The organism is Streptomyces sp. NPDC059534 (genome assembly GCF_042743475.1).
Lineage (GTDB): Bacteria > Actinomycetota > Actinomycetes > Streptomycetales > Streptomycetaceae > Streptomyces.
On record NZ_JBHWAQ010000004.1, the window covers coordinates 213,874 to 238,903 of the forward strand.

The 25,030-nt window shown below is 73.9% G+C and carries 19 protein-coding genes; 6 read left to right on the top strand and 13 right to left on the bottom strand.

Features of this window, described 5'->3' with window-relative positions; all coding sequences use genetic code 11:
- Window positions 1–24 precede the first annotated feature (24 nt).
- From ACFVZH_RS06955 to ACFVZH_RS06965, 3 genes are all read right to left on the bottom strand, one after another.
- Window positions 25–1,359, bottom strand: a complete 1,335-nt coding sequence (locus tag ACFVZH_RS06955) for a UL36 very large tegument protein (RefSeq protein ID WP_384894022.1) — start codon at window positions 1,357–1,359, stop codon at window positions 25–27.
- 109 nt (window positions 1,360–1,468) lie between these two features.
- Window positions 1,469–1,849: a PPOX class F420-dependent oxidoreductase gene (locus tag ACFVZH_RS06960; protein ID WP_384894024.1), complete on the bottom strand. Its 381-nt coding sequence runs from the start codon at window positions 1,847–1,849 to the stop codon at window positions 1,469–1,471.
- An 85-nt stretch (window positions 1,850–1,934) separates the two neighbouring features.
- Window positions 1,935–2,186: a helix-turn-helix domain-containing protein gene (locus ACFVZH_RS06965; RefSeq protein ID WP_384894026.1), complete on the bottom strand. Its 252-nt coding sequence runs from the start codon at window positions 2,184–2,186 to the stop codon at window positions 1,935–1,937.
- 32 nt (window positions 2,187–2,218) lie between these two features.
- Between ACFVZH_RS06965 and map the strand changes: the two genes are divergently transcribed.
- On the top strand, window positions 2,219–2,986 hold the full coding sequence (map, locus tag ACFVZH_RS06970; RefSeq protein ID WP_384894028.1) for a type I methionyl aminopeptidase: 768 nt from the start codon (window positions 2,219–2,221) through the stop codon (window positions 2,984–2,986).
- 77 nt (window positions 2,987–3,063) lie between these two features.
- Here map and ggt read toward each other — a convergent pair whose 3' ends face one another.
- Window positions 3,064–4,881: a gamma-glutamyltransferase gene (ggt, locus tag ACFVZH_RS06975; protein WP_384894030.1), complete on the bottom strand. Its 1,818-nt coding sequence runs from the start codon at window positions 4,879–4,881 to the stop codon at window positions 3,064–3,066.
- A gap of 104 nt (window positions 4,882–4,985) precedes the next feature.
- On the opposite strand from ggt, the gene ACFVZH_RS06980 reads away from it, so the two are divergent.
- The gene (locus ACFVZH_RS06980) at window positions 4,986–5,717 is read left to right on the top strand and encodes a hypothetical protein (RefSeq protein ID WP_384894032.1); all 732 of its coding nucleotides are present in this window, start codon (window positions 4,986–4,988) and stop codon (window positions 5,715–5,717) included.
- Here the strand turns inward: ACFVZH_RS06980 and ACFVZH_RS06985 are convergent.
- Window positions 5,683–6,924, bottom strand: a complete 1,242-nt coding sequence (locus tag ACFVZH_RS06985) for a cytochrome P450 (RefSeq protein ID WP_384894034.1) — start codon at window positions 6,922–6,924, stop codon at window positions 5,683–5,685. The genes ACFVZH_RS06980 and ACFVZH_RS06985 overlap by 35 nt on opposite strands.
- Window positions 6,925–7,056: 132 nt before the next feature.
- On the opposite strand from ACFVZH_RS06985, the gene ACFVZH_RS06990 reads away from it, so the two are divergent.
- Both ACFVZH_RS06990 and ACFVZH_RS06995 read left to right on the top strand, forming a co-directional pair.
- A complete protein-coding gene (locus ACFVZH_RS06990; RefSeq protein WP_384894036.1) occupies window positions 7,057–8,313 on the top strand; it encodes a hypothetical protein in 1,257 nt (418 codons plus the stop codon).
- A 90-nt stretch (window positions 8,314–8,403) separates the two neighbouring features.
- Window positions 8,404–9,960 (top strand): CocE/NonD family hydrolase, encoded by a 1,557-nt coding sequence (locus tag ACFVZH_RS06995; RefSeq protein ID WP_384894038.1) that lies wholly within the window; start codon window positions 8,404–8,406, stop codon window positions 9,958–9,960.
- Window positions 9,961–10,104: 144 nt separating this feature from the next.
- On the opposite strand, the gene ACFVZH_RS07000 is transcribed toward ACFVZH_RS06995, so the two are convergent.
- The 8 genes from ACFVZH_RS07000 to ACFVZH_RS07035 form a co-directional block, all read right to left on the bottom strand.
- Window positions 10,105–10,548, bottom strand: coding sequence for a DUF6278 family protein (locus ACFVZH_RS07000; protein ID WP_384894041.1), 444 nt, complete (start codon window positions 10,546–10,548; stop codon window positions 10,105–10,107).
- A gap of 79 nt (window positions 10,549–10,627) precedes the next feature.
- The gene (locus ACFVZH_RS07005) at window positions 10,628–11,407 is read right to left on the bottom strand and encodes an exodeoxyribonuclease III (RefSeq protein ID WP_384894043.1); all 780 of its coding nucleotides are present in this window, start codon (window positions 11,405–11,407) and stop codon (window positions 10,628–10,630) included.
- Window positions 11,408–11,479: 72 nt separating this feature from the next.
- Window positions 11,480–12,112, bottom strand: a complete 633-nt coding sequence (locus ACFVZH_RS07010; RefSeq protein WP_384894045.1) for an MBL fold metallo-hydrolase — start codon at window positions 12,110–12,112, stop codon at window positions 11,480–11,482.
- Between the two features lie 9 nt (window positions 12,113–12,121).
- Complete coding sequence (locus ACFVZH_RS07015; RefSeq protein ID WP_384894047.1) at window positions 12,122–13,417, bottom strand: alpha/beta fold hydrolase; 1,296 nt, start codon at window positions 13,415–13,417, stop codon at window positions 12,122–12,124.
- A gap of 59 nt (window positions 13,418–13,476) precedes the next feature.
- Window positions 13,477–17,640 carry a tetratricopeptide repeat protein gene (locus ACFVZH_RS07020; protein ID WP_384894049.1) on the bottom strand — a complete coding sequence of 1,388 codons (4,164 nt, stop codon included), beginning with the start codon at window positions 17,638–17,640 and terminating at the stop codon, window positions 13,477–13,479.
- Between the two features lie 16 nt (window positions 17,641–17,656).
- Window positions 17,657–18,661, bottom strand: coding sequence for an AAA family ATPase (locus tag ACFVZH_RS07025; RefSeq protein ID WP_384894051.1), 1,005 nt, complete (start codon window positions 18,659–18,661; stop codon window positions 17,657–17,659).
- Window positions 18,658–20,820: a trypsin-like peptidase domain-containing protein gene (locus ACFVZH_RS07030; RefSeq protein ID WP_384894053.1), complete on the bottom strand. Its 2,163-nt coding sequence runs from the start codon at window positions 20,818–20,820 to the stop codon at window positions 18,658–18,660. The genes ACFVZH_RS07025 and ACFVZH_RS07030 overlap by 4 nt, the downstream gene beginning before the upstream one ends.
- Window position 20,821: 1 nt before the next feature.
- A complete protein-coding gene (locus ACFVZH_RS07035) occupies window positions 20,822–21,142 on the bottom strand; it encodes a trypco2 family protein (protein WP_384894055.1) in 321 nt (106 codons plus the stop codon).
- 233 nt (window positions 21,143–21,375) lie between these two features.
- Between ACFVZH_RS07035 and ACFVZH_RS07040 the strand changes: the two genes are divergently transcribed.
- The gene (locus ACFVZH_RS07040; protein ID WP_384894058.1) at window positions 21,376–23,400 is read left to right on the top strand and encodes a DUF4139 domain-containing protein; all 2,025 of its coding nucleotides are present in this window, start codon (window positions 21,376–21,378) and stop codon (window positions 23,398–23,400) included.
- Window positions 23,401–23,407: 7 nt separating this feature from the next.
- Entirely contained in the window at window positions 23,408–24,970 is a 1,563-nt protein-coding gene (locus tag ACFVZH_RS07045) for a mucoidy inhibitor MuiA family protein (RefSeq protein ID WP_384894059.1), read from the top strand.
- The last annotated feature ends 60 nt before the right edge of the window (window positions 24,971–25,030 follow it).

Sequence of the window (25,030 nt, forward strand, 5' to 3'; positions counted from 1 at the left end):
CGGGCCCGCGCCGGGCCCGGGGCGTCAGACCCCCGCGAGACCCGCCACCCGGAGGGCGTGCAGCAGGTCGCGCTCGCGGGCGGCGGACACGGCGCGGGCCGCGTCCAGCAGCTGGGGAACGAGGCCGCGGGGGTCGGCGCCCGCGAGACGCGCGGCGTCCTCGGGCGAACGGACGCGGACGAAGGCGGTGAGCAGGGCGTGCGCCTCACGGTGGTGGCCCTCGGCGCGCAGTGCGGCGCACGCCCCGGCGAGCTCCTCCACCGGCCGGGCCACGCCCTGCCGCAGGAGCTCCTCGCAGTCGGCCGCCCGGCCCGCGTCGGCCAGCGCGCCCGCGACGGCGGCGAGCCGGCCGGGCGGCAGCGAGGCCGCCTCCCAGAGCAGGGTGCTCCAGTCGGCGCCGAGACCGGCCCGGTGCAGCTCCGCCGCGAGGGCGGGGAGCCGGGCGGGCGGTCCGCCGAGGGCCTCGCACAGCAGGGCGTGCGCCTCGCCGCTGCGGCCCTGCGCGCGCAACCGCCGCAGCGCGTAGACCGCGTTGCCCGCCGCCCGCACGGCCCCGGGCGGATCCGCCGCGATCACCGGGGCCGCGCCGCCCGTCCCCTCGGCCGGTCCGGCGCCGCCGAACCGGGCCCCGCGCGGCGCCGCGCCCCCCGCAGGGAGCACGACGGCCGCCTGCTCCTCCTGCCCCTCGGTACTCTCCTCCAGCCAGGCGTACCGGGCCCCTCGGGGACGCCGCTTACCCCTGGGAGCGGGTGCGGGTGCGGGTGCCGGCCCAGGTGCGGGCGCGGGCCCGGCTCCCGACACGGGTGCGGCCGACCCGCCGTCCGGCCGCGTCCCCGGCTCGCGTCCCGGCTCGCGTCGCGGCTCTCCCAGGCGGGCGAGCCTGACCGTCAGCTCCCGGACGCGGGCCGCCGCCCGGGCGTGGTCGTCGCGGGTCCAGGCCAGGTCGTGCTCCAGGCGTGCGGTCTCGTCGGGTCCCGGCGCCGGGGCGGCACGGAGGCGTCCGCCGAGTTCACGCGCGCGGGATTCGGCGTACCGGCGTTCGCGTTCCATCACCTCCCGGCGTTCGGTGAGCGCGACCGCCCCGCCGGGCCGGCGGTCGTGGGCGGCGGCGGCCGTCGCGTACAGGGTGCGGCCCCGGGCGGCGAACGTGCCGTCGGCGGCTTCGCCGGCGTCCTGGAGGAGGGACTCGACGACGTCCCGGGGCAGGATCTCCGTACCGTCGAAGCAGGCGCGCATCCCCTCCGGGTCGCGGTCGGCGAAGACGCCGTACCAGCCGACGCCCGGCCGGAGGCGGGTGGCGAGTTCCGTCAGCCACCCCGTGAAGGAGCTGACTCCCACCGGGAGTTGATACACCGTCATGCGCTAAGCACCTGCCCCGCGGTCGACTGGAACCTTCCGGTCCGCGGGTATTGGACCGCAGTCGTGTTACGGGACGACTACGGACCGTTTTCGGTTGGGTGCGCGAGCGTCAGAACGTGACGACGATTCCGGTGTGCGGCCGCTTCCCGCGCCGGGCGATCATGGCGGGCACGTCGGTCAGCCAGAACTGCCAGGTGTACTTGCGCGAGAGCAGCCCCCGGATCCGGCGCAGCTCCTCCCCCGTCACGAGCCGCCCCTCGCCGTGCACGCGCTCGGCCCCCTCGCGGACGTTCCCCCGCACGTCGCAGACGGCGACGACCACCCGGGGGTCGTTCCGCAGCCGCTTGACCTTCCAGGAGTCGGTGCGGGTCCAGGCGTACAGCTCGGAGCCCTCCACCGCGTACCAGACGGGGGTGGCGACGGCGGTGCCGTCCTTCCGGAAGGTGGTCAGGCTGACATAGCGGCCGCGCCGCAGCTCTTCGGAGATCACGCCCGGATCCTAGGGCCTGTCGTCACCTTCCCGTCGTCGCCCGAAGGGCGGCCCGGCGGCGTCCGGTGCGTGCTCTCGGCGTGACTCAGAGGGGTACCGGGGCGCAGAGCGCCACGAGCTCGTCCATGGAGAGTTCGAGGACACCGGCGAGGGCGGCGACGGTGAAGAAGGCCGGGGTCGGGGCCCGGCCCGTCTCGATCTTGCGGAGGGTCTCGGCGGACAGTCCGGCGGCGGCGGCGATCTCGGCCATGGACCGCTCGCCGCGCGCCGCGCGCAGGAGGATGCCGAGGCGCTCGCCGCGCTCGCGCTCTTCTGGGGTCAGGGGTGTGCGCACCATGCCACCATTCTAATACCGGTATAGTAATTGGCATGGTGGAGATCAAGACGAACGCATCACTGGACGCCATGCGCGAGGCGGGACGGGTGGTCGCACGCGCCCTCGCGGCCGCGCGGGAGGCGGCGGCGCCGGGCGTCGCCCTGGCCGAGCTCGACCGGGCCGCGCGCGAGGTCCTGGCCGAGGCGGGGGCCGGTTCGCCCTTCCTCGGCTACCGCCCGGAGTGGGCTCCGGTGCCCTTCCCCGCGGTCGTGTGCCTCTCGGTCAACGACGCGATCGTGCACGGGATCCCGGGCTCGGCCCGGCTGGCCGACGGCGACCTCGTGTCCGTGGACTGCGGCGCGACGCTGAACGGCTGGGTCGGCGACGCGGCGGTCAGCTTCACGGTCGGCCGCGCCCGGCCGGAGGACACCCGCCTGATCGCCACGGCGGAGCGGGCCCTGGAGGCCGGCATCGCCGCGGCCGTCGTCGGCAACCGCATCGGCGACATCGCGCACGCCGTCGGCCGGGTCTGCCGCGACGCGGGGTACGGCATTCCCGACGGCTTCGGCGGCCACGGCATCGGCCGCACCATGCACGAGGACCCGGGCGTGCCCAACGAGGGACGCCCGGGCCGCGGCATGCGGCTCCGGCACGGCATGGCACTCGCGATCGAGCCGATGCTCATCGGCGGCGGCACCGACGACCACTACACGGCGGGCGACGGCTGGACGATCCGCACCCTGGACGGCTCACGTGCCGCCCACGCCGAGCACACGGTCGCGATCACGGACGCCGGGCCGCGGGTGCTGACCGCCCTGTAGCCCGCCGTCCACCCGGCCGGCCCAGGGCGCCCACCCGCTCCGGACGCCCTTCCGCTCCCGTCCGCCCGGCGCCCCGGTTACTCCCCGCCGCCCGCCGGCCGGACCACCATCGCCGAGCCGCCGCCCCGGCGGACCGTCTCCGCCGCGGCCAGCCAGCGGCCGTCCGGGAGGCGCTGGACGCCGGTCGCGGCGCCGATCTCCGGGTTCTGCCGGAATCCGTGGCCGATGCCCTCCAGCTCCGCCCGCAACGGGCTGTTCCACAGCGCGGGTTCGAGTTCGGTCGTCGTCTGGTTGCGCTGGCTCGCCCGGGGTGCGGCGATCGCGTCGACGAGCGGGAGGCCCCGGTCGACGACGCCGGTCAGCGTCTGGAGGACGGTGGTGATGATGGTCGCACCGCCCGGGGAGCCGAGGGCGAGGACGGGCCGGTCGTGACGGTCGAGGACGATCGTCGGGGAGATCGAGGAGCGCGGCCGCTTGCCCGGGCCGGGCAGGTTCGGGTCGTGCACGGCCGGGTTCGCCGGGGCGAAGGAGAAGTCGGTCAGCTCGTTGTTGAGCAGGAAGCCCCGGCCCGGCACGGTGATCCCGCTGCCGCCGGTGGACTCGATGGTCAGGGTGTAGGCGACGGTGTTGCCCCACTTGTCGGCCACGGTCAGATGGGTCGTGTTCTCGCCCTCGTACGTGGTCGGGGCGGCCGTCCCGCCGCTCGCGCACGGCACCGGGCTCGCGGGGTCGCCGGGCGGGAGCGGGCTGGTCAGGACGGCGTCGTCACGGATCAGGCAGGCGCGGGAGTCGGCGTACCGCTGGGAGAGCAGTCCGCGCGTGGGCACGGACTCGAAGGCCGGGTCGCCGACCCAGCGGCCCCGGTCGGCGAAGGCGATCCGGCTGGCCTCGATGTACCGGTGCAGGTATCCGGCGGGCGAGGCGGCGGCGAGGTCGGTGCCCTCCAGGATGTTGAGCGCCTCGCCGACGCTCGTACCGCCGGAGGAGGAGGGGGCCATGCCGTACACGTCGAGCCCCCGGTACGAGACCTTGGTGGGCTTGCGGAACTCCGTGCGGTACGCGGCGAGGTCACGCTCCGTCAGGTCGCCGGGGCGGACGGTCCGGGTGGCGCCGTCGCGGACCGGGGGCGTACGGACGGTGTTCACGATGTCCCGGGCCAGCGGCCCCCGGTAGAGGGCGCCGACGCCCTCGCGGCCGAGCTTTTCGTACGTGCGGGCGAGGTCGGGGTTCTTGAACGTGCTTCCGACCACGGGCAGTTGCCCGCCGGGCAGGAAGAGCGCGGAGGTCGCCGGGAAGTCACGGAAGCGGGCCTCGTTGGCCGCCGTCTGGGCGCGGAAGGTGCTGTCGACGGTGAAGCCGCCGCGGGCCAGGCGCTCGGCGGGCTCCAGGAGGGTGCCGAGCCGCTTGCTGCCCCAGGCGTCGAGCGCGGACTGCCAGGTCGCCGGGGTGCCGGGGGTGCCGACGCCGAGCCCGCTGGTCTGGCCCTCCTCGAACGGGATCGGCTTGCCGTTCTCCGTGAAGAGGCCCGCGTCGGCGGAGCGGGGCGCCGTCTCGCGTCCGTCGATGGTGTGCACGGTACGGCTCTTCGCGTCGTAGTACACGAAGTAGCCGCCGCCCCCGATGCCCGCCGAGTACGGCTCGGTGACGCCGAGCGCGGCCGCGACGGCGACGGCGGCGTCCACCGCGTTGCCGCCCTTGCGGAGCACCTCGACACCGGCCGCCGAGGCGTCGGCGTCGACGCTGGCGACGGCCCCGCCGTATCCGACGGCGACGGGTTCCTTGACGGGTGGCGGCGGCGCGCTCGGCGGGGACGGGGCCGGGGCGGCGGCACCCATCGAGAGCACCGTCGCCGCGACGGCGAGTGCGGAGACCTTCCCAGCGGCGGAGCGACGCATTCCTACCTCCAGTCAACAGCCGTCCGCGCAGCGTAACTTCCTCCGGCCCCTTCCGTCAGGACCGCCTCGAACAAGAGGCCGGTCGGCCGCTACCATGCCCGCCCATGAACGAAGACGTGCGGAACATCGTGCTCGGAGTCCTGGCGACCGGGGTCAGCGCCTCCTTGGGCTGGCTGTCCCGCACCTACCTGTGGCGCCGTCGGCTCCGCCGCAAGCGGGCGTTCTTCGGCCTGCCCGGCGGCTCGGAGTGCCTGCTGGTGGTGAACCGGGAGGCGGGCGGCGACAACGTCGTGCACCGCTTCGACGTGTTCGCGATGCTCGAACTGTCCGCCCTCATCAAGGACTGCGGGGCGCAGGCCCGCATCCTCGCGCACGACGCGTCCCACCAGGGCTTCGGCGACCGCACCGAGTTCTGTGTCGGCGGGCCGTACTCGAACCGCCGGATGGCCGCCCATCTGTCCACCCTGCTGCCCGGCGTGACCATGAACGTGGACGTCCAGCCGTCCGAGGACCGGGGGTCGATCACGGTCGGCACCGAGCGCTACCCGATGGACAAGGGAATCACCGAGTACGTGATCCTCGCCCGGCTCACCGCCGGCGAGGGGGGCCGGCCGGTCTTCCTCTTCTGCGGGCAGCGGGCCATCACCAACCAGGCGGCGACCCGCTACCTGGCGCGCCACCACGAGTCGCTGGCCCGCGCCCATCGCTCGGGCTCGTTCGTGCTGCTGCTCAAGGTGGTCAACACCCAGGCGTACGGCCCCGACGTGGTGGAACTCGTGGCCGACGTGACGCGGCTCGCCCTCACCGCTCCCGCGGCCGCACCGGCAGCGACTTGATCCCGTTGATGAAGTTCGAGACGAGACGCCGGGGCGGCCCGGCGAGTTCCAGCCCGCCGCACACTCCGCGCACCTCCTCGTGGAGGACGCGGAGCTGAAGCCGGGCGAAGTGGGCGCCGAGGCAGACGTGCGGGCCGTCGCCGAACGACACGTGCGGGTTCGGCGTCCGCCCCAGGTCGAGGCGGTGCGGGTCGACGAACACCCGCTCGTCGTGGTTGGCCGAGGCGTGGAACACCACGACCTTCTCCCCCGCTCGGATCTCCGTGCCCGCCAGCTCCGTGTCGCGGGACGCCGTGCGCCGGAAGGACAGCACGGGCGGGTGCACCCGGAGCAGTTCGTCGACCGCCGTGTCCACGCGGACCTCGCCGTCCCACAGCCTCCGCTGTTCGTCGGGGTGTTCGGCCAGCGCGAGGAGACCGCCGGGGGCGGCGCTGCGGACGGTGTCGTTTCCCGCGACGGTCAAAAGGAAGAAGAACATCTCCAGTTCCGCGTCGGCGAGTTCGGAGGTGGCGAGCGAGGTCATGACGTCGTCGGCCGGATGCGCGCGCTTGTACGCCGCGAGTTCCTGGGCGTACCCGAACATCTCGGCGAGCATGGCCGGCGAGCGGGGGTTCACCGGCCGGCCCTCCGCGTCGAGCACGGGCGGCTCGTCGGGGTCCTGGTAGGCGATGACCCGCTCGGTCCAGACGTGCAGCAGCCCCCGGTCGCTCGCCGGCACCCCGAGCAGGTCGGTGAGGTTGAGGAGCGCGTAGTCGTCGGTGACGGTCCGCACGAGGTCCACCTCGCCACCGTCCGCGAACGCGGCGCGCAGCAGCTCGCGGGCCCGGCCGCGCGCGGTGACGGTGAAGCGTTCGATCCGTCCGGGGGTGAAGGCCCGGCTGACCAGGCGTCGCAACCTCCCGTGCTCCGGCGGATCCTGATTGAGCATCATCCGCCGGATGAAGGGCAGGTCGGCGGGGTCGGGGTCGCGGATCTGGGTGGCGCCGAGGTGCGAGGAGTACGTCCCCGAGTCCTTGAGCACGCGCACGACGTCGGCGTGCCGGGTGACGGCGAGGAAGCCGGGCCCGGCCGGCCAGCCCAGGATCTCCGGCTCCTCCTGGCGGGCGACGGGGGCGCGGTCGCGGAGTTCGCGGAAGCGGTCGTGCGGGATCCCGGCCGCGTAGAGCCGGGGGTCGAAGACGTCCGGTGCGCCGCTCGCGTCCCCCACCGTGCCTCCCGCCAGAAGTCCCCAGGGGTCAAGACGTCACCATCATGACAGGTCAGGGGCGGTTTTCGTAGGACTGATCACACACTTGGGAAGCCTGGTCCGGCGCCTTGCCCGCCCCTCAGAATCTCCGTCATGAATCACTCCGAGAACGTCGATCACGATGCGGTGCTGCGGGCGCGGACGATGCTGCTCGGATCCGACCGGCCGAGCCTGGCGCAGGAGGTCGAGGCGTACCGGGTGCTGGCGCGGGTGAGCCCGGCGGCCTATCTCCCGAAGCTGGCCGCCGCTTTGGCCTCGTACGGTCATCAGGTGGGGCGCGCGGGCCACTCCGGGCGGGAGCTGGAACTGGGGGCCGAGGCGGTGGAGACCGCCCGGCTGATCGACGCCGACGAACCGAACAGGGCGTACGCGCTCTGCGATGCGCTGCGGTCCTACCAGCGCGCGCTGTTCACCGCCGGACGGCGGGCCGAGGGGCTGGCGGCGTGCGAGGAGATGGCCGAGGCCGGACGAATCGCCGTCGAACGCGGGCACGTGCGCTATCCCTTGTCCGGGCAGGGACGCCTGGCGAACATGCTCGCGGAGGAGGGCCGCCACGGGGAGGCGGCGGAGATCCTCGGGCGCGGCGCCGCCGCGGGGCGGCCTCCGGTCTCCTTCGATGACACGATCCAGTGGGCGGCGGAGCTGGCGGCGGCCGGGCGGCACGGGGAGGCGGCGGCCGCGCTGACGGGCCCCCTGGACCACACGCGGAGCGGAATCGAGGACGGATCCTGCACCGCGGCCCAGTTGGTGTGGGAGCTGACGCACCGCTCCGGGACGCTGGACGCCGCCGGACGCCCGGAGGAGGCCGAGGCCGACCGGCGGGAGGCCCTCGGGGTGCTCGGGCGCCTCGTGGAGTCGGGCGAGATCACGACCCGCAGCGCCGGCTCCTCCTGGGTGACCCTGCTCGCCCTGTCGTGCCGGGCGGTGGAGCCCGCGGCGTCCCGGGACGCGCCGCTGCCGCCCTTCGGCGCCGACTACCACCAGTGGTCGCCCGACACCCGGGGCGCCTACGTCGCCGGGATCCCCGCCCTGCGGGCGGAGGCGACGCGGCTCGCCGAGGCCGGTCGGCCGCGGGAGGCCCTGTCCGCACACCGCCGCCTGACCGCGCGGTCCTCCGTGCACTGGGATTCCGGGCCCCGCCACCCGGGGCTGGAGAAGGCGCTCGGCCCCCTCTTCGACGAGGGCGTCGCCCTCGCCCGTCGTCCGACCGCCGACCCGGGGGCCCTCGTCCGGGCCCTGACCGACCGGTCGATGTTCCTCGTCGCCGCCAGGCGGTACGAGGAAGCCCATGCGGATCTGACGGAGGCGAGGGTTCTCCTCGCCCCGAATCCAATCGTTACCCGTGCGTAACATACCGACCGGTTACCACGGGTAAGCCTGGCCGGTTACCGTCGGGTCACTTTCACTGCCCCCCATCAGTGCCCCAGTGAGGAGTGACCCGTGCGTACATCCCTGGTCCTCGCCGTCTCGGCCGCCCTCGTGGCCGGGACGGCGCTCGGGCTCGCGCCCGCCGCGCAGGCCGCGGAGGCGGAAGCCACCGCGCAGGGCGGAATCCGCTTCGTCGACATCGCCGGGGAGGGCGGCACCGTCCTGAAGGCGAACGTCGTCACCCCCGCCGGGAGCGGCGCCCATCCCCTGATCGTGCTCCCCACCAGCTGGGCGATGCCCCAGATCGAGTACCTGGCGCAGGCCAAGCAGCTCGCCGACTCCGGCTACGTCGTGGTGAGTTACAACTCGCGCGGCTTCTGGCAGTCCGGCGGCGAGATCGAGACCGCGGGGCCGAAGGACATCGCGGACGCGTCGAAGGTGATCGACTGGGCCCTGGCGAACACCCCCGCCGACCCCGCGCACATCGGCATGGCGGGGGTCAGCTACGGCGCCGGCATCAGCCTGCTCGCCGCCGCACACGACCCGCGGATCAAGGCCGTCGCCGCACTCAGCGGCTGGGCGGACCTGATCGAGTCCATCTACAGCGGACGCACCCAGCACCTCCAGGCCGCCGGGCTGCTCGGCGGCGCCGGCTTCCTCACCGGCCGCCCCGGGCCCGAACTCCAGGAGATCCTGGGCGACTTCCTCTCGTCGAACCTCGACAAGGAGGACGAGATGATCGCCTGGGGCCGGACCCGGTCCCCCGCCACCCACCTGGACCGGATCAACGCCAACGGCGCCGCGATCATGCTCGGCAACGCCTGGGGCGACACGATCTTCCCGCCCAACCAGTACGCGAGCTTCTACGAGAAGCTCACCGGCCCCAAGCGGCTGGAGTTCCGCCCCGGCGATCACGCCACCGCCGAGGCCACCGGCCTGTTCGGGCTGCCCAACGACACCTGGACCAGCGCCCACCGCTGGTTCGACCACTACCTCAAGGGCGCCGACAACGGCATCGACCGCGAGCAGCCCGTCCAGCTCAAGTCCCGCTCCACCGGCGGCTACGAAGGCTACGCCGACTGGAAGTCGGTGAACGCGAACCAGCGGAAGTTCGGCCTCGGCGGTACGCAGCGGGTCTGGGCGAACGTCGACTCCGGCGCCAACGGCGGCATCACCCTGCTCACCAACGCCCTGGACCAGTTCCTCCGCACCCCGCCCGTCGTCTCCGTCCCGCTGCTCCCCCGCGCCTTCGCCGGCGTCTGGCAGTCCGAGCGGTACGACACCCCGCAGCGGGTGCGCGGCACCGCGAAGGTGCACACGACGGTGACGTCCACCAAGGAGAGCGGCACCCTCGTCGCGTACCTCTACGACGTGGGTCCGCTCGGACTCGGCAAGCTCGTGAGCAACGCCCCGTACACCTTCCACGACCGGACCCCTGGGCAGCCGTTCGCCGTCGATCTGGAGCTGTTCTCCACGGCGTACGACGTACCGGCCGGACACCGGCTGGCCCTGGTGGTCGACACCGTCGACCCGCTCTACATCGAGCACAACCCGACCGGCGCGCAGCTGACCTTCACGTCCCCTGCGGCCGACCCGTCGTACGTATCGGTTCCGACGCGGCAGGAGTGATCGCCGGCAGCATCGCGCGGACGGCCTGCGGCACCAGGACGTAGGCCATGACCTGTGCCTTGCGCATGCCGTCACCAGGACGGGCATGGCACGGAAGAACTCGACGATCACCGTCGAGATCCACCGGCGGTGCGGGGTCCCGCGTCAGAACTCGGCGGCCTCGGCGTACACCTGGGAGAGCTCCGGCGAGCCCGTCATGGCCCAGTCCAGACCGGCCTCGACGACCTGGATCTCCCGGCCCGAGGCGAGCTGCACCACCGGGCCGCCGCCCGGCCACACCTGCCACCGCGCGCCCGGCACGTTCCGGACGATGACGGTGCCGAGGTACAGCCCGGCGTCGTTGCCGATCCAGGGCAGCTCCTCCGGATCGTTCCGCCAGCGCGGCGGCAGCTGGTCGAGCTCCTCAAGGGAGCGCGGGGTGTCGTCGAGCGCCACCCCGGCCGTCCCGACACGGGCACGCAGCAGCTCGCACTCGGAGAGCAGCTCGGCCACTCCCTCCGGGTCGCGGTCGAAGGCCGCGGCCAGGGGGGAGTCGGCCGGCTCGGGTTCATGTCGCTTGCGCCAGTTGTCCAGAAACGGGATGTTCATCCGAACAGCCTCGCACCGCCGCCTCCCGGTCGACCACCCGGCGCGCGGAAATGATCTCCACCGCCGGCCGGGAAACCGGTCAGACGTCGAGGTCGACGACGACCGGCGCGTGGTCCGAAGCGCCCTTGCCCTTGCGCTCCTCGCGGTCCACATAGCTGTCCGAGACCGCCTCGGCGAAGGACTTGTTGCCGTAGACCAGGTCGATGCGCATGCCCTTGTTCTTCGGGAAGCAGAGCTGGCGGTAGTCCCAGTACGTGAAGGGGTGGTCGTACTTGAGGGGGCGCGGGACCACATCGGTCAGGCCGGTCTCGCGCAGGCCCGCCAGCGCGGCCCGCTCGGGCTCCGTGACGTGCGTGGCGCCCTCGAAGAGCGACCGGTCCCAGACGTCGTCGTCCGTCGGGGCGATGTTGTAGTCGCCGAGGACGGCGAAGGGACGCCCGCCGGCCGCGTCGTCCGCGACGGCGCTCTTGAGCGCGTCGAGCCAGCGCAGCTTGTACGCGTAGTGATCGTGCTCCACCTCGCGGCCGTTCGGCACGTACACCGACCAGAGGCGGACCGGGCCGCAGGTCGCGGAGATCGCCCGGGGCTCCTCGGCCCCGTCGTACTCCGGACCGCCGGGCAGTCCGGTGACGACGTCGGCGAGGCCGACCCGGGAGACCAGGGCCACGCCGTTCCACCGGCCGGTGGCGTTGACCGCCGACTCGTACCCCAGGGCGCGGAGCTCCTCGGTGGGGAACTGCTCGGCGGAGCACTTGGTCTCCTGGATGCACAGCACGTCCGTGCCGGTGCTCTCCAGCCAGGCCAGGAGCCGGGGCAGCCGGGCGGTGATCGAATTGACGTTCCACGTGGCGATGCGCATGCCCGCAAGCCTACTGGCGGGGTGTGACAGTCGGCCGGTGCGGCGCCCTGGGCCCGCACCCCCGGGCCGTGCTCAGAGGTCCGCGTAGCCGCCCGGGGCAAGACGGAGGTGGTCGGTGCCGCCGAGCGCGCCGATCTGGCGGTCGTAGATGGGCCGGGCGAGGTCGGTGAGCAGCGCGTCGTGGATGTCGTACGCCCGGCGCGGCTTGACCTCGCGGACGTAGTCGATGACCTCGGAGATCTTGTTCCAGGGGGCCATGACGGGCAGCAGCAGCGTGTCCACGGGGTGGTCGGGCACGGTGAGCGCGTCGCCGGGGTGGAAGACGGAGCCGTCGACGAGGAATCCCACGTTCGTGATGCGCGGGATGTCCGGGTGGATCACCGCGTGCAGCTCGCCGTGCACCTGGACGTCGAACCCGGCCGCCGTGAAGGTGTCGCCGTGGCCGACGGTGTGGACGCGCCCCGGGAAGGCCGCCGAGAGTCGCTCGGCGACACTGCGGAGCGTCCAGATCTCGACGGCCGGATCCGCCTCCAGCGCGGCCCGCAGCCGGTCCTCGTCGAAGTGGTCCGGATGCTCGTGGGTGACGAGCAGGGCGTCCGCGCCGCGAACCGCGTCCTGCTCGGTGAACACTCCCGGGTCGAGGACGAGCGTCCGCCCGTCCTTCTCCAGCCGTACGCACGCGTGGGACTTCTTCGTCAGCTTCACGCCGCCAGGCTACGCCGGGGGCGTCGTCTCCTCCTCGATGACGCGGGTGACCACACGCAGCGCGGTCTCGGCGGCCGGCATTCCGCAGTACACGCCCGCGTGAAGGACGATCTCGCGGATCTCCCCGGCCGACAGACCGTTCCGGAGAGCGGCCCGCGTGTGATCGGCGAGCGCCTCCCGGTGCCCCCCTGCGAGGAGCGCGGTCAGGGTGACCACGCTGCGGGTCCGCCGGTCGAGCCCCTCCCTGCCCCACACCTCGCCCCAGGCATAGCGCGTGACGAGCTCCTGGAACGCGCCGTCGGGGTCCGCCGCGAGCGCCTGGTCCACATGGGCGTCGCCGAGGATCTCCCGGCGCAGCCCGAGCCCCTTCTCGTACGGGTCGGGCCGCCCGCCCGCCGCGGGCTCGGCCGCCGGCGCCGCCGGAACCGCCTCGGCCGCGGGCACCGGAACCGCGGGCATCGGCGGCACGGCCAGCGTCCCGCTCGCCTCCTGCGCCGTCCCCGCGAAGTGCTCCGCCAGCAGGTCCGTCACGGCCGCCGGCTGCTCGACGGGCGCCAGATGCGAAGCACCCGGCACCACCGCGAGACGCGCGTCGGCGATGCCCGCCACCAGGGTCCGCGCCTCGGCCGGACCGGTCACCTGGTCCTCGGATCCGACCAGCACCAGCGCCGGAACGCCGATGCTGCCCAGAGCCTCGCGCACGTCGAAGACGGCGAGCGCCTCGCACGCGGCGATGTAGCAGGCCGGATCCGTCGTCCGCACCATCTGCACGGCCCAGTCCACGATCGCCGGCTGCGCACCGGCGAACAACGGCGTGAACCACTGCTCGGGCGCCGCCCTGGCCATCGGCTCCAGACCGTTCGCCCGCACGATCACCCCACGCTGCCGGAACTCGTCCGCGGTCCCGAACCGCGGCGACGTCGCGACCAGCGCCAACGACGCCACCCGATGCGGTGCCCTCAACGCCAGGTCGAGACCGACCGCCCCACCCAGCGAACACCCCGCGTACCCGAACCGCTGCACCCCCAGCTCGTCCAGCGTCGCCAGCAGCCGGTCCCCCAGCTCCGCGACCGAGGTGAACGGCTGCGCCGGAGCCCCCCCGTGCCCCGGCAGATCGAACCGGACCACTCTCCACTCACGGGTCAGTTCGGGTATCTGCCGGTCCCACATATGCCACGTCGTCCCCAGCGAGGGCCCGATGACCAGGACCGGGGCATCGTCCCGCCCGTCAACGCGGTACTGCAGGGTGTTCGTCGGTGTCTCGCTCACCCGCAAGACCCTCTCATCTCTCACGGAGGCCCCCATAGCCGGGGCCCGGAGGAAGGCCGACCGCGCCGACCGTCACGTCCTCCACCGGACACCCCCTAGTCACGGGAATCCGGAAACTGCTCTTGATCTGCCGGGGCTTCCTCCTCCAGGGCGACGGCCTGTTCGGTCCGCCCCACCTCCCTGTAGGTGGAGGCGAGATTGGCCCGGGCGATGACGGTGTCGGGGTGCTCCGGACCCAGGACGCGCTCACTGTCGGCGAGGACTCGTTCGTGCAGGGCTACGGCCTCTTCGGCCCGCCCCACCTCCCTGTAGGAGAAGGCGAGGTTGACACGAGCGGTCACGGTATTGGGATGCTCGGGACCGAGGCGCCGCTCGCGGTCGGCAAGAACATGCTCCTCCAAGGGAACGGCCTCATCTACCCGCCCCGCCCGGTAGAAGGAAAAGGCAAGGGCGGCACGGGCGGCCACCGTGTCGGCGTGCTCCGGACCCAGCACCCGCTCGCAGTCGGCGAGGACGTGTTCCTCCAGGGCGATGGCATCGTCATCCCGCCCCACCGCCCCGTAGGAGAAGGCGAGGTCGGCGCGGGCCGCGAGGGTGTCGGGGTGCTCAGGGCCGAGAACCCGCGCGGAGTCGGCCAGCACCCGCTCCTCCAGGGCGATGGCCTCGTCAAGCCGCCCCGCCTGCCTGAAGGAAACGGCGAGGTCGCTACGAGCGGTCAGAACGTCGGGATGCTCCGGACCCTGGATGCGCTCGGAGTCGACCAGCACGCGCTCCTGCAGAGCGATGGCCTCGTCGAACCGCCTCACCTTCCCGTAGGACAAGGCGAGCGTGATCCGGGCGGTGAAGGTGTCCGCGTGCTCCGGACCCAGGACTCGCTCACGGTCGGCAAGCACGCGCTCTTCCAAGGCGATGGCCTCATCAAGCCGCCCCATCTGGTAGAGGGAGAAGGCGAGTGTGGCCCCGACGGCAAGGGTGTCGGGGTGTTCCCGGCCCAGCACCCGCTCGCGGGCCGCGAGAACCTGCTCCTGGAGAGCGATGGCCTCTTCGGTCCGCCCCGCCTGCCTGACGGAGAGGGCGAGGTCGGCACGAGCCTGGAGGGTGGCGGCGTGATCCGCACCCAGAACCCGCTCACGGTCGGCAAGAACACGCTCCTCCAAGGCGATGGCCTCATCGACCCGCTCCACTTGCCTGAAGGAGAAAGCAAGATCGGCACGACTGGCCAGCGTGTCGGGATGGTCCGGCCCCAGAACCAGCTCACGGTCGACGAGCACGCGCTCCTGAAGAGCGATCGCCTCATCGAAGCGCCCCGCCCTTCTGAAGGAAAGTGCAAGGCTGGCGCAGGCGGAGAAGGTGTCGGGATGGTCCGGTCCCAGCACCCGCTCGGAGTCGGCCAGGACCCGCTCCTCCAGGGCGATGGCCTCGTCGATCCGCTCCGCCTGGTAGAGGGAGAGGGCGAGGTCGGCACGACTCGTCAGGGTGTCGGGATGGTCCGGACCCAGAACCCGCTCGCGGTCGGCGAGCACGCGCTCCTGCAGAGCGAGCGCCTCATCAAGCCGCCCCGCCCGCCGGAGGGAAAAGGCGAGGTTGGTACGCGCGGAGAGGGTGTCATCGTGATCCCCTCCCAAGATCCGCTCACGGTCGACGAGGACCCGCTCCTCCAAGGCGATGGCCTCGTCGGTCCGCCCCGCCGTCCCGCAGGAGAAAGCGAAGTCGGCACGGGCCGTCAGAGTGTCGGGGTGCTCAGGGCCGAGAACCCGCTCGGAGTCGACGAGTACGCGCTCCTGCAGAGCGAGCGCCTCCTCAAGCCGCCCCGCCCGCTTGAGGAAGAAGGCGAGGTTGGTACGAGCGGAGCGGGTGTCGTCGTGATCCCCTCCCAAGACCCGCTCACGGTCGACGATCACTCGCTCCAGCAGCGCGATCGCCTCCTCAAGCCGCCCCACCTGCCTGAGGGAAAGGGCAAGGTCGGCACGAGCGGAGAGGGTGTCGGCATGCTCCGGACCCAAGACCCGCTCACGGTCGACGCTCACTCGCTCCAGCAGGGCGATCGTCTCGTCGAACCGCCCCGCCAACCCGTACGAGTAGGCGAGGGCGGCACGGGCTGCGACGGTGTCGGGGTGCTCCGGCCCCAGGGTCCGCTCACGGTCGGCGAGAACCTGCTCCTCCGGGAGGATGCCTTCGTCGCTTCGGCCCGCGTGCCCAGGGGCGACGGCCGGGGCCTCGGAGCGCTCAAGGTCCGGAATCCGTGTCTCGGACGGATCCGAGTCGGGAGCGGCCGACATGGGGGGAGTGATGGGATGCGTCGCCGGTTCGTGCGGATCCCGCTCCTCGACCGGGCGCCCCGGGTCCGGGGCGCCCTGGGGAACCGCGCCCTGGTCGGCCAGAGCGGCTCGGCGCAGGTCCAGTAGCTCTTCGTGCCGGAGTCCGAGTACGTCGGCCAGTGCTGCCAGCGTCCGAGGCGACGGCAGCGGCCCGTCGGGCTGAAATGCCGCGGCCACCGTCGTACGGCCCAGCCCTGCCCGGCGGGCGAGCTGGTCCTTGCTGAGCCGGGCGCGGGCGAGGCCGCTCTGGAGTCTTCCGCGCAGCTCGGCGAGGGGCTCGGCGTCGCGCTTGTCTCCGTCGGGGCCGGTGCGTTCGGAAAGGTGGCGGTCGTGGTGGGGGGCCTCCCACCGGTCCGCCGAGGGCGGGATGCCGAGCCGGGTGAGCAGTTGTGTCCGGATCCAGCCGAAGGAGCGTCCGGTGTCGTGGACGAAGGAGACGCCGTCCGGATGCCCGACCCAGGCGGGGAAGACGGAGGCTCGTCCCATGGCGGATTCGATGCGGCGCGTGACGGCCTCGGCGGTGTGCAGCAGTTCTGTCGGGGGGACCGCGCTCAGCAGGGCGCGCCGGGCGTCCGCGTCGAAGTCGAACCGGCGGAGGTGGGGCAGGCGTTCCGGCCCGTCGGGGTCGACCTCGTGCATGAGGCCGCCGAGGAAGACCTCTGTGAGGTGCCCTGGGTCCGTCGGGGGACCGAGGGCGGCCTGGACAAGGCGCATCACGGGGGGTGTGAGGGGGGCGACGGCGGCGACGTGGGCCGCGAGGCGGTATGCCTCGGTGGACGCGGCCTCCTTGAAGCGGAGGACCGACTCGGCGCCGGTTCCCCGGTGGTCGCCGTCGGGCCGCGCCGGACCGGAGCGCGTGGGGTCCGCCGGGCCGGCGGGGGTCCGCTCGTGGTCCCACAGCGGCAGGATCGCGGTGCCGCCGGGCGCGGCGATGAGCCGGGCCCAGTCGCCGACGGCCGCGGGGGTCGGTGCGAGGACGGGGACGGGGACGGAGTCGAAGGTGACGAGTTCCGGTGGCAGGTCGGGATCGGTGACGTGCCAGGCGCGTGTCGGCCCGCCGCGGGAGCGGGTGGTGACCTGCCAGGGCCGCGCCGTGATCCCGGTGCCGGCCCAGAGTCGGGCCGGCAGTGCGTGGACGATGGCGGTGGGTCCGGATCGGGCCCACCCGTCCATGACCCGCCGCATCCCGCCGTCCCGCCAGCCTTGGCCCACGCCGTCGCTGACGACGAGGACCAGGGTGTTGCCCGTCGGGTCGCAGAGGGCCTTCGGGGACTCGGGGCGGCTGCGTCGGCTGTACGGGCTGCTGCGCAGGGACGGTGTGCCGCCGCGGGTGTCCAGCCCGTACACCCGGACGTCCCGGAAGGATCCGGCGCGTTCCATCAGGGCTCGGATGTCCGCTGCGAGACGCTGCCACAGGACCATGGAGATGCCGTCGTCGACGACGAGGGCGAGGGTGAGCCAGCGGGTGCGCAGCGGGCGGGTGACGGTCTCGGGTACCCCCGTCTCGGCCATGGCGGTGACGGTGCGCGGCACGTCGAGGGCGTGGCGGCGCCGGTCGGGGAAGCGCTGTCTGAGCGGCCTGAGGGACTTCTCCAGCCGGAGTCGGCCGGGGCCGAGGGAGTGGTGGTCGGGGACACCGACCGGGTGGGCCGGGGACGGGACCACGGCCCCGTCACCGGCGGCGTGGCGCCCCTGGGCGGAGGCCAGCAGCGGGTGTTCCGACCGGGGCGGTCGTCGGGGTTCGGCGGACGGGGAGTCCGGGTCCGCCGTGTCCGGTTTCCCGGGGTGCGGCAGCGGCGCGTCGGGGCGGGCGGCCTCGCTCCGCTCCGCGGCTCGTGCCAGTGAACCGGCGCCCCGGGGCAGCCTTCCGGCCAGCCACAGGGCGTCGAGGAGCTCCTCGTGGGAGAGTTCCGCCCCGCTTTCGGCGAGGAGCTTCGTCACGCGTGAGATCACGGCGTCACACGGCTCCGCCGAGCCGGTGCAGGACGGCCCGGAGCAGGGGGCCCGCGTCGAGGTTGACGCCGCCCTTGCGGAGGAAGACGGCGTTGAGCAGCTGGTCGGTGGCGAGCTCGCCGGCGGCGCGGCGTTCGAGGAAGGTCTCCAGGAGCTCGTCCATCTGTTCCAGGGCCGCGTCCCCGAGATGGGCGGCGACGATCTCGCGGAGCCGTCGCTCGTCGGGTTCGGGGAGGTCAAGGCGGATGCAACGGCGCAGGAAGGCGGGCGGGAACTCGCGTTCGCCGTTGCTGGTGATGATCACGACGGGGAACTCGGCACAGCGGACATGGCCCCGCTCGACGGGGGCGGGCTTGTCGGGGTGGTCGGTCTGGACGTGCACGGGTGCGTGGTTCCTGGGAAGCCGGGCGAGCTCGGGGATGACGAACTCGCCCTCCTCGAAGACGGTCAGCAGGTCGTTGGGGAGGTCGACGTCGCCCTTGTCGAGTTCGTCGATGAGGAGGACGCGCGGGCGTTCCCGGTGTACGAGGGCGTTGCCGAGGGGGCCGAGCTGGATGTACTGGCCGATGTCGGGTTCCGCGCCGTCGGTGTCGCGCGGCAGGGTGGCCTCGCGCAGTCGGCCGACGGCGTCGTACTGGTAGAGGGCGTCCTGCAGGGTGGAGCGGCTGTTCACCGGCCACTGGAGGACGCGGCCGAGCCCGAGTTCGTGGGCGACGGCATGGGCCAGGGAGGACTTGCCGGTGCCGGGCTGCCCGGTCACGAGCAGCGGTCGGCGCAGGTGCAGCGCGGCGTTCACCACGTCGGCCTCGTCGGGGCCGATGAGGTAGGGCCGGGGGTAGGGGACCTTGGCGCCGGTCCTGGACTCGGGCCGGTCGAAGCGGCGCCACGGGGGTGCCTCGGGGAAGGCGACGTCGCGACGCTCGCCGTCCCCGCGGAAGAGGCGCCAGGCGTCTCCGTCGGGGGACGGCTCCTGGGAGCTCGTTCCGGTCGGATGCTCGAAGGTGGTCATGACGCGTGGTGTCCTCTCCAGGGGTCCCTCAGGTGGAGCAGCTCGGTCCTCGGACAGGAGCCCTCGGGTTCCCAGACGAGCGAGGGGCGGGCCCGTTGTTCCTCCGGGTGGGCGGCGGTGTGGCTCCGGAAGACGCGTACCCGCTCGGCGAGTCCGTCGAGCTCTCCGGAGGGCGCCAGCTCCCCGAGCCCGTCGGCGTCGTCGTAGCCGGCGGCGTCGCGGTCCCACAGCACGACCGGGACACCGAGGGCGAGGCAGACCTGGAGCCAGGATTGGCGCTGGTCCGCGGGTCCGTTGAGGACGACCCGGGCGGTGTCGCGGTGCTCGGTCCGGAGCAGGTGCATCAGTTTCCGCGTGTCGCCGCAGGCCGGGCCGGTGACGACCACGGCCGTCCGGCCCTTCTTCCACCGGCGTTCCTGGTCCTGGACCCGGTCGGCGGCGATCCGGTCGAACTCCGGGCAGCTGAGGGAGACCTGGTAGTCCGCTCCGATCGGCGAGGAGGGGAGGACGTCCTCGGGTGCTGCTGGCTCCCATTCGTCGACGGCCAGGTGGAGGCCGTGCCGGTCGACCTCGACGGTCACCCAGGGCACATGGTCGTGCTGGCCGGGTTCCTGCCGTGCGGCGCTGACCGCCTCGGCGAGGGCGCGCGCCGCCTCCTGCGGGGTCTTCGGCTCGGATGCCGGGCTCTTGAGGACCCGGTGGGAGCCGTCGGCGCGGACGAACAGGATCCGGCAGCTGTACCGGTCGCCTTCGGCGGCACTGTCGTGCTCCAGTTTCATGACGACCCGGGACACGAGCGCGTTCCGGCGATGCTCCGCCCACTGGGCGGCGTCCCTGCGCCGCTCCCCCAGGGCGTCGCCGTGGATGCCGATCCGTTCGGCTGTCCGCTTCGACCAGGCGCTGAGGCGGTGCTGTCGCTCGGCCGCCACGGAGGCCGCCACGTACTCCACGAGGCGGAGCAGTGCCGGGACGGGCGGGCAGCCCTCAGGGACGCTCTCTCCGTCCGGCAGTTCCTCCAGGGCCTCGATCGTCGGGCCGAGCTCGTCCTCCTCGATCCGGGGGCGGGCGAGGCCGTCGGGCAGCACGGCGTACGGCAGCGCGTCGCGGGCGGCTCCGTGCAGGAGTGCCGGTTGCTCCTGGCTGATCTCTCGCAGCAGGTCGAGGAGTTCGTCGAATTCGTCCGGCGAGAGGAGGGGGCCGCAGCCGAGCATCCTCGACCGGGCGAGGAAGGCGGTGAGGCGGGGACGGAGCTCCGTTCCCGCGGCGTGCGGGGCGAGGGCCTCGCCGAGTGCGGCGTGCGCGCGGGGATGCGCCCGGAGGAGGGCCACGAGATCGGCGGTGGTGGGCGTGTAGTCGTCGGTCGTGTAGCCGAGTTCGCCCGCCAGTTCCCGCGCGTGGGCGGCGCGGGCGGCCGGGTCCGCGAAGAGCGGGACGAGGAGCTTCTCCAGTTCACGTTCGGCGGGTGTGCGCTCGGCGCCGGGTTCGGCCCTCGGTGCCGGCACGCCGAGCGGGACGAGTGGGGAGGAGGCGCACCCGTGCTCGGCGAGGTGGTGACGGAAGCCGGCGTCCTGGACGAAGGCGTGCGCGGGGACGGCGAGCAGCCTCCTGGCGCCGTAGGCCGCGGGCTCCTGGACGACGACCCCGACGAGCGCGTCGCCGCAGAAGACGGCGGCGCCGGAGGCCCCGCCCCAGGCGTTCGTTCCGTCCGCACCGGGAACGGGGGCGGGCCCCTGGTCGAGGACGTAGTAGCGGCCGGAACCGGACAGGGGAGCCAGCGTCCCCGACAGGGTCTCGACCTCGCGTACGTCGACGACGGCGGCCTTCGGATAGCCGAGACCCTGGTACGGCAGCGGTACCCGTCCGGCGGGCCGGCCCCAGGTGATGCCGCCGGGCGTGTCCATGGGGTGGTCGATGCGCAGGAGTGCGACGTCGAGGTCCGGCGGGGTCCACAACAGCTCGGCGGCGGCGGTCTGCGTCGGGCCGTGCGCGAAGTGGCCGATCCTTGTCGAGATCCTCGGCCATGGATCGCCGGTCTCCCGGTTCACCAGGACATGACGGGCGGTCAGTACGAGCCGGGGGCCGATCAGATAGCCGGAGCCGGTGCTTAGAGGTCCGTCCTGGGTACCGCCGCGGATCAGTGCCAGTCTGGCCGGATCCACGTCACTCCCCGTCGTCCCACGATCCGGTCGGCCGCTCGTCGTTGACCTCGGGGCGGGCGCCGCCGGCGGCCTTGTCCGAGACGGACAGCCGGATCTTCAGCTTGTGGGTGCGGACGGTGGCCTGTTCGCCGCCGCCACCGACGGTGACGACGCCGAAGGAGAGTTTGCCGTCCCCCTTCAGGGACTGGCGCAGCTCCATGTGGAGTTCCAGCTCCGCCTCTTCCACGCCGAAGGCGAACTGCTGGCCGACGCCGTTCCTCTGGGCCTCGTAGAGCTCCTGCCGCAACTCCTCGATGGCCGCGGCCAGACCGATCGTCGACATCCCCGACAGCTCCCCCGCCTCGACCCTCGGACCATCCCGAGAACAGTAAGTCAGCGGTACGTTACAGCGATCGCAGGACGGCTCACACCTGTCCGGAGACAATCGGCCAACGGGAGCGGAAGGACGCCGCGCGCGGGCCGAGGGCGCCGTGATCGGAACCAGGCGCGGCACTTGGCCGCTCCTCCACCGAGCGTAGGCTTCGGCAGGCGTGACACGACGGGGGGACGGTGCACATGGCGGACGGGTCGGAGCAGCGGTGGGAGTCCGTGCTGGATTCGGTGGTGGTGTACGCGCGGGGGGCGCTGTGCCGCCGGTTGGCGCGGGGCGTGGTGCCGCCGGGTGGGCGGGTGCGGGTGCCGGGGCTGCCGCGGTCGCTGGATCCGGGTTCGCTGCGGGCGCGGGTGGTGGGCCCGGCCGGGGTGCGGGTCACCGAGGCGCGGGTCGAGGTCGAGGCGGAGCCGGTCGTCACGGGGGCGCCGGAGGGGCTCGCGCGTGAGGTCGAGCGGCTGCGGGACGCGTACGCGGCGGCGGAGGGCCGGCGGGACCGGCAACTGGGCCTCGTCAAGGAGGTCGAGGCGCTGCATCCGGTGGCGCCGGGCCGGAAGCGGGACGACCCGCACCGCCGGACGCCGGTCGACGCGTGGCTGGAACTCGCCGACTTCGTGGACGAGCGGCTGACGGGGCTGCACGCGCGCCTCGCCGGGCTGGAGGAGGCGCTGCGCGAGGCCGAGCACGCCCTGTCGGTCGCCGCCGACCGTCTCGACCGTGCCTCGACCGCCGCGCCGGCGGCGCATGTGCGGACCGAGGTCTGCGCGGCCCTGACCCTCGACGGCGCCGGTGACACGGCGGCGGAGGTGGAGGTCGAGCTGGAGTACGGGGTGCCCGGCGCCGTCTGGGTGCCGACCTACCGGCTGTCGCACCGCCAGGGCGACGGCAGCGGCCGGCTGCTGCTGCGGGCCTCGGTCGCCCAGCGGACCGACGAGGACTGGACCGGGGTGCGCATCGCCCTGTCCACCGCTGATCTCCGGCGCCGCACCGACCTGCCGCGGCTCCGTTCGATCCGGCTCGGACGCCGGCAGGCCGCCCCCGCGCCGTCCGGCTGGCGCGAGCCCCCGGCCGGGCTCGCGGACCTGTTCTCCGGGTACGACGCGGCGGGCCCCCGCCCGTTCAGGGCCTTCGCGCCGGGCGCCGCGGCCGGGGCCGCGGCCGACGTCGCCTACGTGGGCGCGCCCGGTCCCGTTCCGGCGCCGATGCCCCCGCCGGCGCCCGCCGTCCGTGCCCGGCGGGCCGCCCCGCCCGCGCCGCAGGCGCCCGGCGGCGCGTACGGCGCTCCGCCGGCGTTCGCGGGGCCGCCCCTGGCCGGACTCGCGCCCGGGGCTCCCGGCGCTGCCGTACCGCCGCCTCCGCCTCCGCCGCCGGGGCCGCCGCAGCCGAGCGGCGACGAGCTCGACTACGCGTCGCTGGTCCTCCGGGGCCCCGACGAGCAGGGCGGTCGCCGCGGCCGGCTGTTCCCCGACGCGCCCTCGGACCTGGTGGCGGCCGAGTACCGCCGCCGCGCCGAGGCGGTGGCCGACCTGCCGCTGCCCGGACAGGCCGTACGGCCCCGCGAGTCGGCGGGCTCCTTCGACCACCGCTTCGACGCCGTCGCGCGCGCCGACGTCCCCTCGGACGGCACCTGGCACACCGTCACCGTCGGCGAGATCGCGGTCGGCCTGCGCACCGAGTACCTCTGTGTCCCGTCCGTCGAGCAGACGGTGTACGCGACGCTGGTCCTCTCCAACGCCACCGACCAGGCGCTGCTCGCCGGACCGGTGGACGTCACCGTCGACGACGACTTCCTGCTGACGGCCGCGCTGCCCACGCTCGCCCCGGGCGGTGTCCGCCGGGTAGGGCTCGGGCCTGCCGAGGGCGTCCGGGTCACGCGCCGTACACACCTGAACGAGTCGACCGCCGGCCTGCGCAACAACACCACCGTGCTCGACCACCGCGTCCACGTGGAGCTGGCCAACCGCCTCGCGCGGCCCGTCACCGTCGAGGTCCACGAGCGGGTGCCGGTCACCTCGGAACCGGACGTCCGCATCGAGGAGCGGGCCGACTGGACGACACCCGAGGAAGGCCCGGGCCCCGACCGCCACGCGCCGGGCACCCGCGTCTGGCGGCTCGACCTGCCCGCCGGCGCCACCTCCGCCCTCGACGGCGGCTACGAGATCCGCATCCCGACCGGCAAGGCCCTGGTCGGCGGCAACCGCAGGAGCTGACACCGCCATGACCACGACACCCGAGCCGATCGCCCTCCCCGTCACCGCCGTGACCTGCCTGGAGGACCGCGCCCACATCGAGCGGACCACCGTCCTCGACCTGCCCGCCGGAGTCCGGCGGCTGCGTCTCGGCCCGGTCAGCGCGCTGGCCGTCGACCGGACCCTCCACGCCGAGCTGACCGCCGAGCACCCGGCGACCGTGCTCGACCTACGGATCGTCCGCGCCTGGACACCGCGCGCCCCGCGGCCGTCCACCACCGAGGACTCCGCCCTGAGCCTGCGCGTACACGCCCTCGAAGAGGAGCAGACGGAGCTGGGCCGGCAGGCCGACCGGCTGCGGGCCCGCCTCGGCCTGCTCGGCCGGCTCGCCGCCGATCTGCTGCGGGAGATCGGGGAGGGCACCGGCCACGGGGAGAGCGAGCGGCTCCGCTGGGCCGGCGAACTGGACCGGGTGGACGCCGAACGCGACACGTACGGCGAGCGGCTGCGCACCGTGCAGGCCCGGCTGTCCGCGCTGGAGACCGAACTCCTGGAGACCCAGGAGGCCCGCTACCTGTCCGAGGACGAACCCGCCGAGCTGGTCGGCCACGTCGAGCTGACCGTGGAGACCGCGGCGGCCGGGCCGGTGGGGCTGCGGGTGAGCCACCTCACCCCGTGCGCGCTGTGGCGGCCCGCCTACCGGGCCGTGCTCGACGGCGACTCGCTCACCGTGGAGACCGACGCGATGGTCTGGCAGCGCACGGGCGAGGACTGGTCGGACGCACGGCTGACCCTCTCGACGGCCCGCTCGGCGCTGGCGACCGATCCGCCGCACCTCGCCGAGGACCGGCTGACGCTGAAGGACCGCTCGGCGGCGGAACGCCGCACGGTCGACGTCGAGCTGCGCGAGGAGGACGTCGAAACCCTCGGTCCGGCCGCCGTACTCGGCCTCCCCGGCGTCGACGACGGCGGCGAGGCACGGGTCCTGAACGCCCCCGCGCCGGTCTCCGTGCCCGGCGACGGCCGCGCCCACCGGGTGCCGCTCTCCTCGTTCACCACGCCCGCGCGCGGCGAGTACGCCTGCTCCCCCGAGCTGTCCCCGCTGGTCACGCAGGTGGTCCGGTTCGACAACCTGTCCGGCCACGTCCTGCTCGCCGGGCCCGTCGACCTCGTCCGCGGCAGTGGCTTCACCGGGCGCGGCACGCTCGACTTCACCGCCGTCGGCGCCGCGGCCGAGCTGGCGTTCGGCAGCCGCGACGACTACCGCGTGGTCCGGCGGACCGAGGAGTCCCGCGACTCCGTCGGCCTCACCCAGCGCACCGTGGTCACCCGCACGGTCCGGCTCCACGTGTCCCGCTTCTCCGCCCCCGGGGAGGTCGGCGAACGCACGGTCGTCCTCCGCGAGCGGATCCCCGTCTCCGAGGTCTCCGCCGTGGAGGTGCGCCTCCACAAGGACGCCTGCTCCCCCACCCCCGACGCCGTCGACGCCGACGGCATCGCCCGCTGGGAGATCCCCCTCCCGCCCGGCGGCCGCCGCACGGTCACCCTCGTCTACGAACTCTCGGCCGGCTCCAAGGTCACCGGCCTCTGACCCCGGACCGGGCCCGTTCACGGGCCCGGCTGCCGGCCCGTGAACCTCACGACGTCCCGG

Excerpts from the sequence above, each read along its gene's own strand:
- ACFVZH_RS06955 (WP_384894022.1), bottom strand. The coding sequence starts at position 1,359 with ATGACGGTGTATCAACTCCCGGTGGGAGTCAGCTCCTTCACGGGGTGG.
- ACFVZH_RS06965 (WP_384894026.1), bottom strand. The coding sequence starts at position 2,186 with ATGGTGCGCACACCCCTGACCCCAGAAGAGCGCGAGCGCGGCGAGCGC.
- map (WP_384894028.1), top strand. The coding sequence starts at position 2,219 with ATGGTGGAGATCAAGACGAACGCATCACTGGACGCCATGCGCGAGGCG.
- ggt (WP_384894030.1), bottom strand. The coding sequence starts at position 4,881 with ATGCGTCGCTCCGCCGCTGGGAAGGTCTCCGCACTCGCCGTCGCGGCG.
- ACFVZH_RS06980 (WP_384894032.1), top strand. The coding sequence starts at position 4,986 with ATGAACGAAGACGTGCGGAACATCGTGCTCGGAGTCCTGGCGACCGGG.
- ACFVZH_RS06990 (WP_384894036.1), top strand. The coding sequence starts at position 7,057 with ATGAATCACTCCGAGAACGTCGATCACGATGCGGTGCTGCGGGCGCGG.
- ACFVZH_RS07000 (WP_384894041.1), bottom strand. The coding sequence starts at position 10,548 with ATGAACATCCCGTTTCTGGACAACTGGCGCAAGCGACATGAACCCGAG.
- ACFVZH_RS07005 (WP_384894043.1), bottom strand. The coding sequence starts at position 11,407 with ATGCGCATCGCCACGTGGAACGTCAATTCGATCACCGCCCGGCTGCCC.
- ACFVZH_RS07015 (WP_384894047.1), bottom strand. The coding sequence starts at position 13,417 with ATGGGGGCCTCCGTGAGAGATGAGAGGGTCTTGCGGGTGAGCGAGACA.
- ACFVZH_RS07025 (WP_384894051.1), bottom strand. The coding sequence starts at position 18,661 with ATGACCACCTTCGAGCATCCGACCGGAACGAGCTCCCAGGAGCCGTCC.
- ACFVZH_RS07035 (WP_384894055.1), bottom strand. The coding sequence starts at position 21,142 with ATGTCGACGATCGGTCTGGCCGCGGCCATCGAGGAGTTGCGGCAGGAG.
- ACFVZH_RS07040 (WP_384894058.1), top strand. The coding sequence starts at position 21,376 with ATGGCGGACGGGTCGGAGCAGCGGTGGGAGTCCGTGCTGGATTCGGTG.
- ACFVZH_RS07045 (WP_384894059.1), top strand. The coding sequence starts at position 23,408 with ATGACCACGACACCCGAGCCGATCGCCCTCCCCGTCACCGCCGTGACC.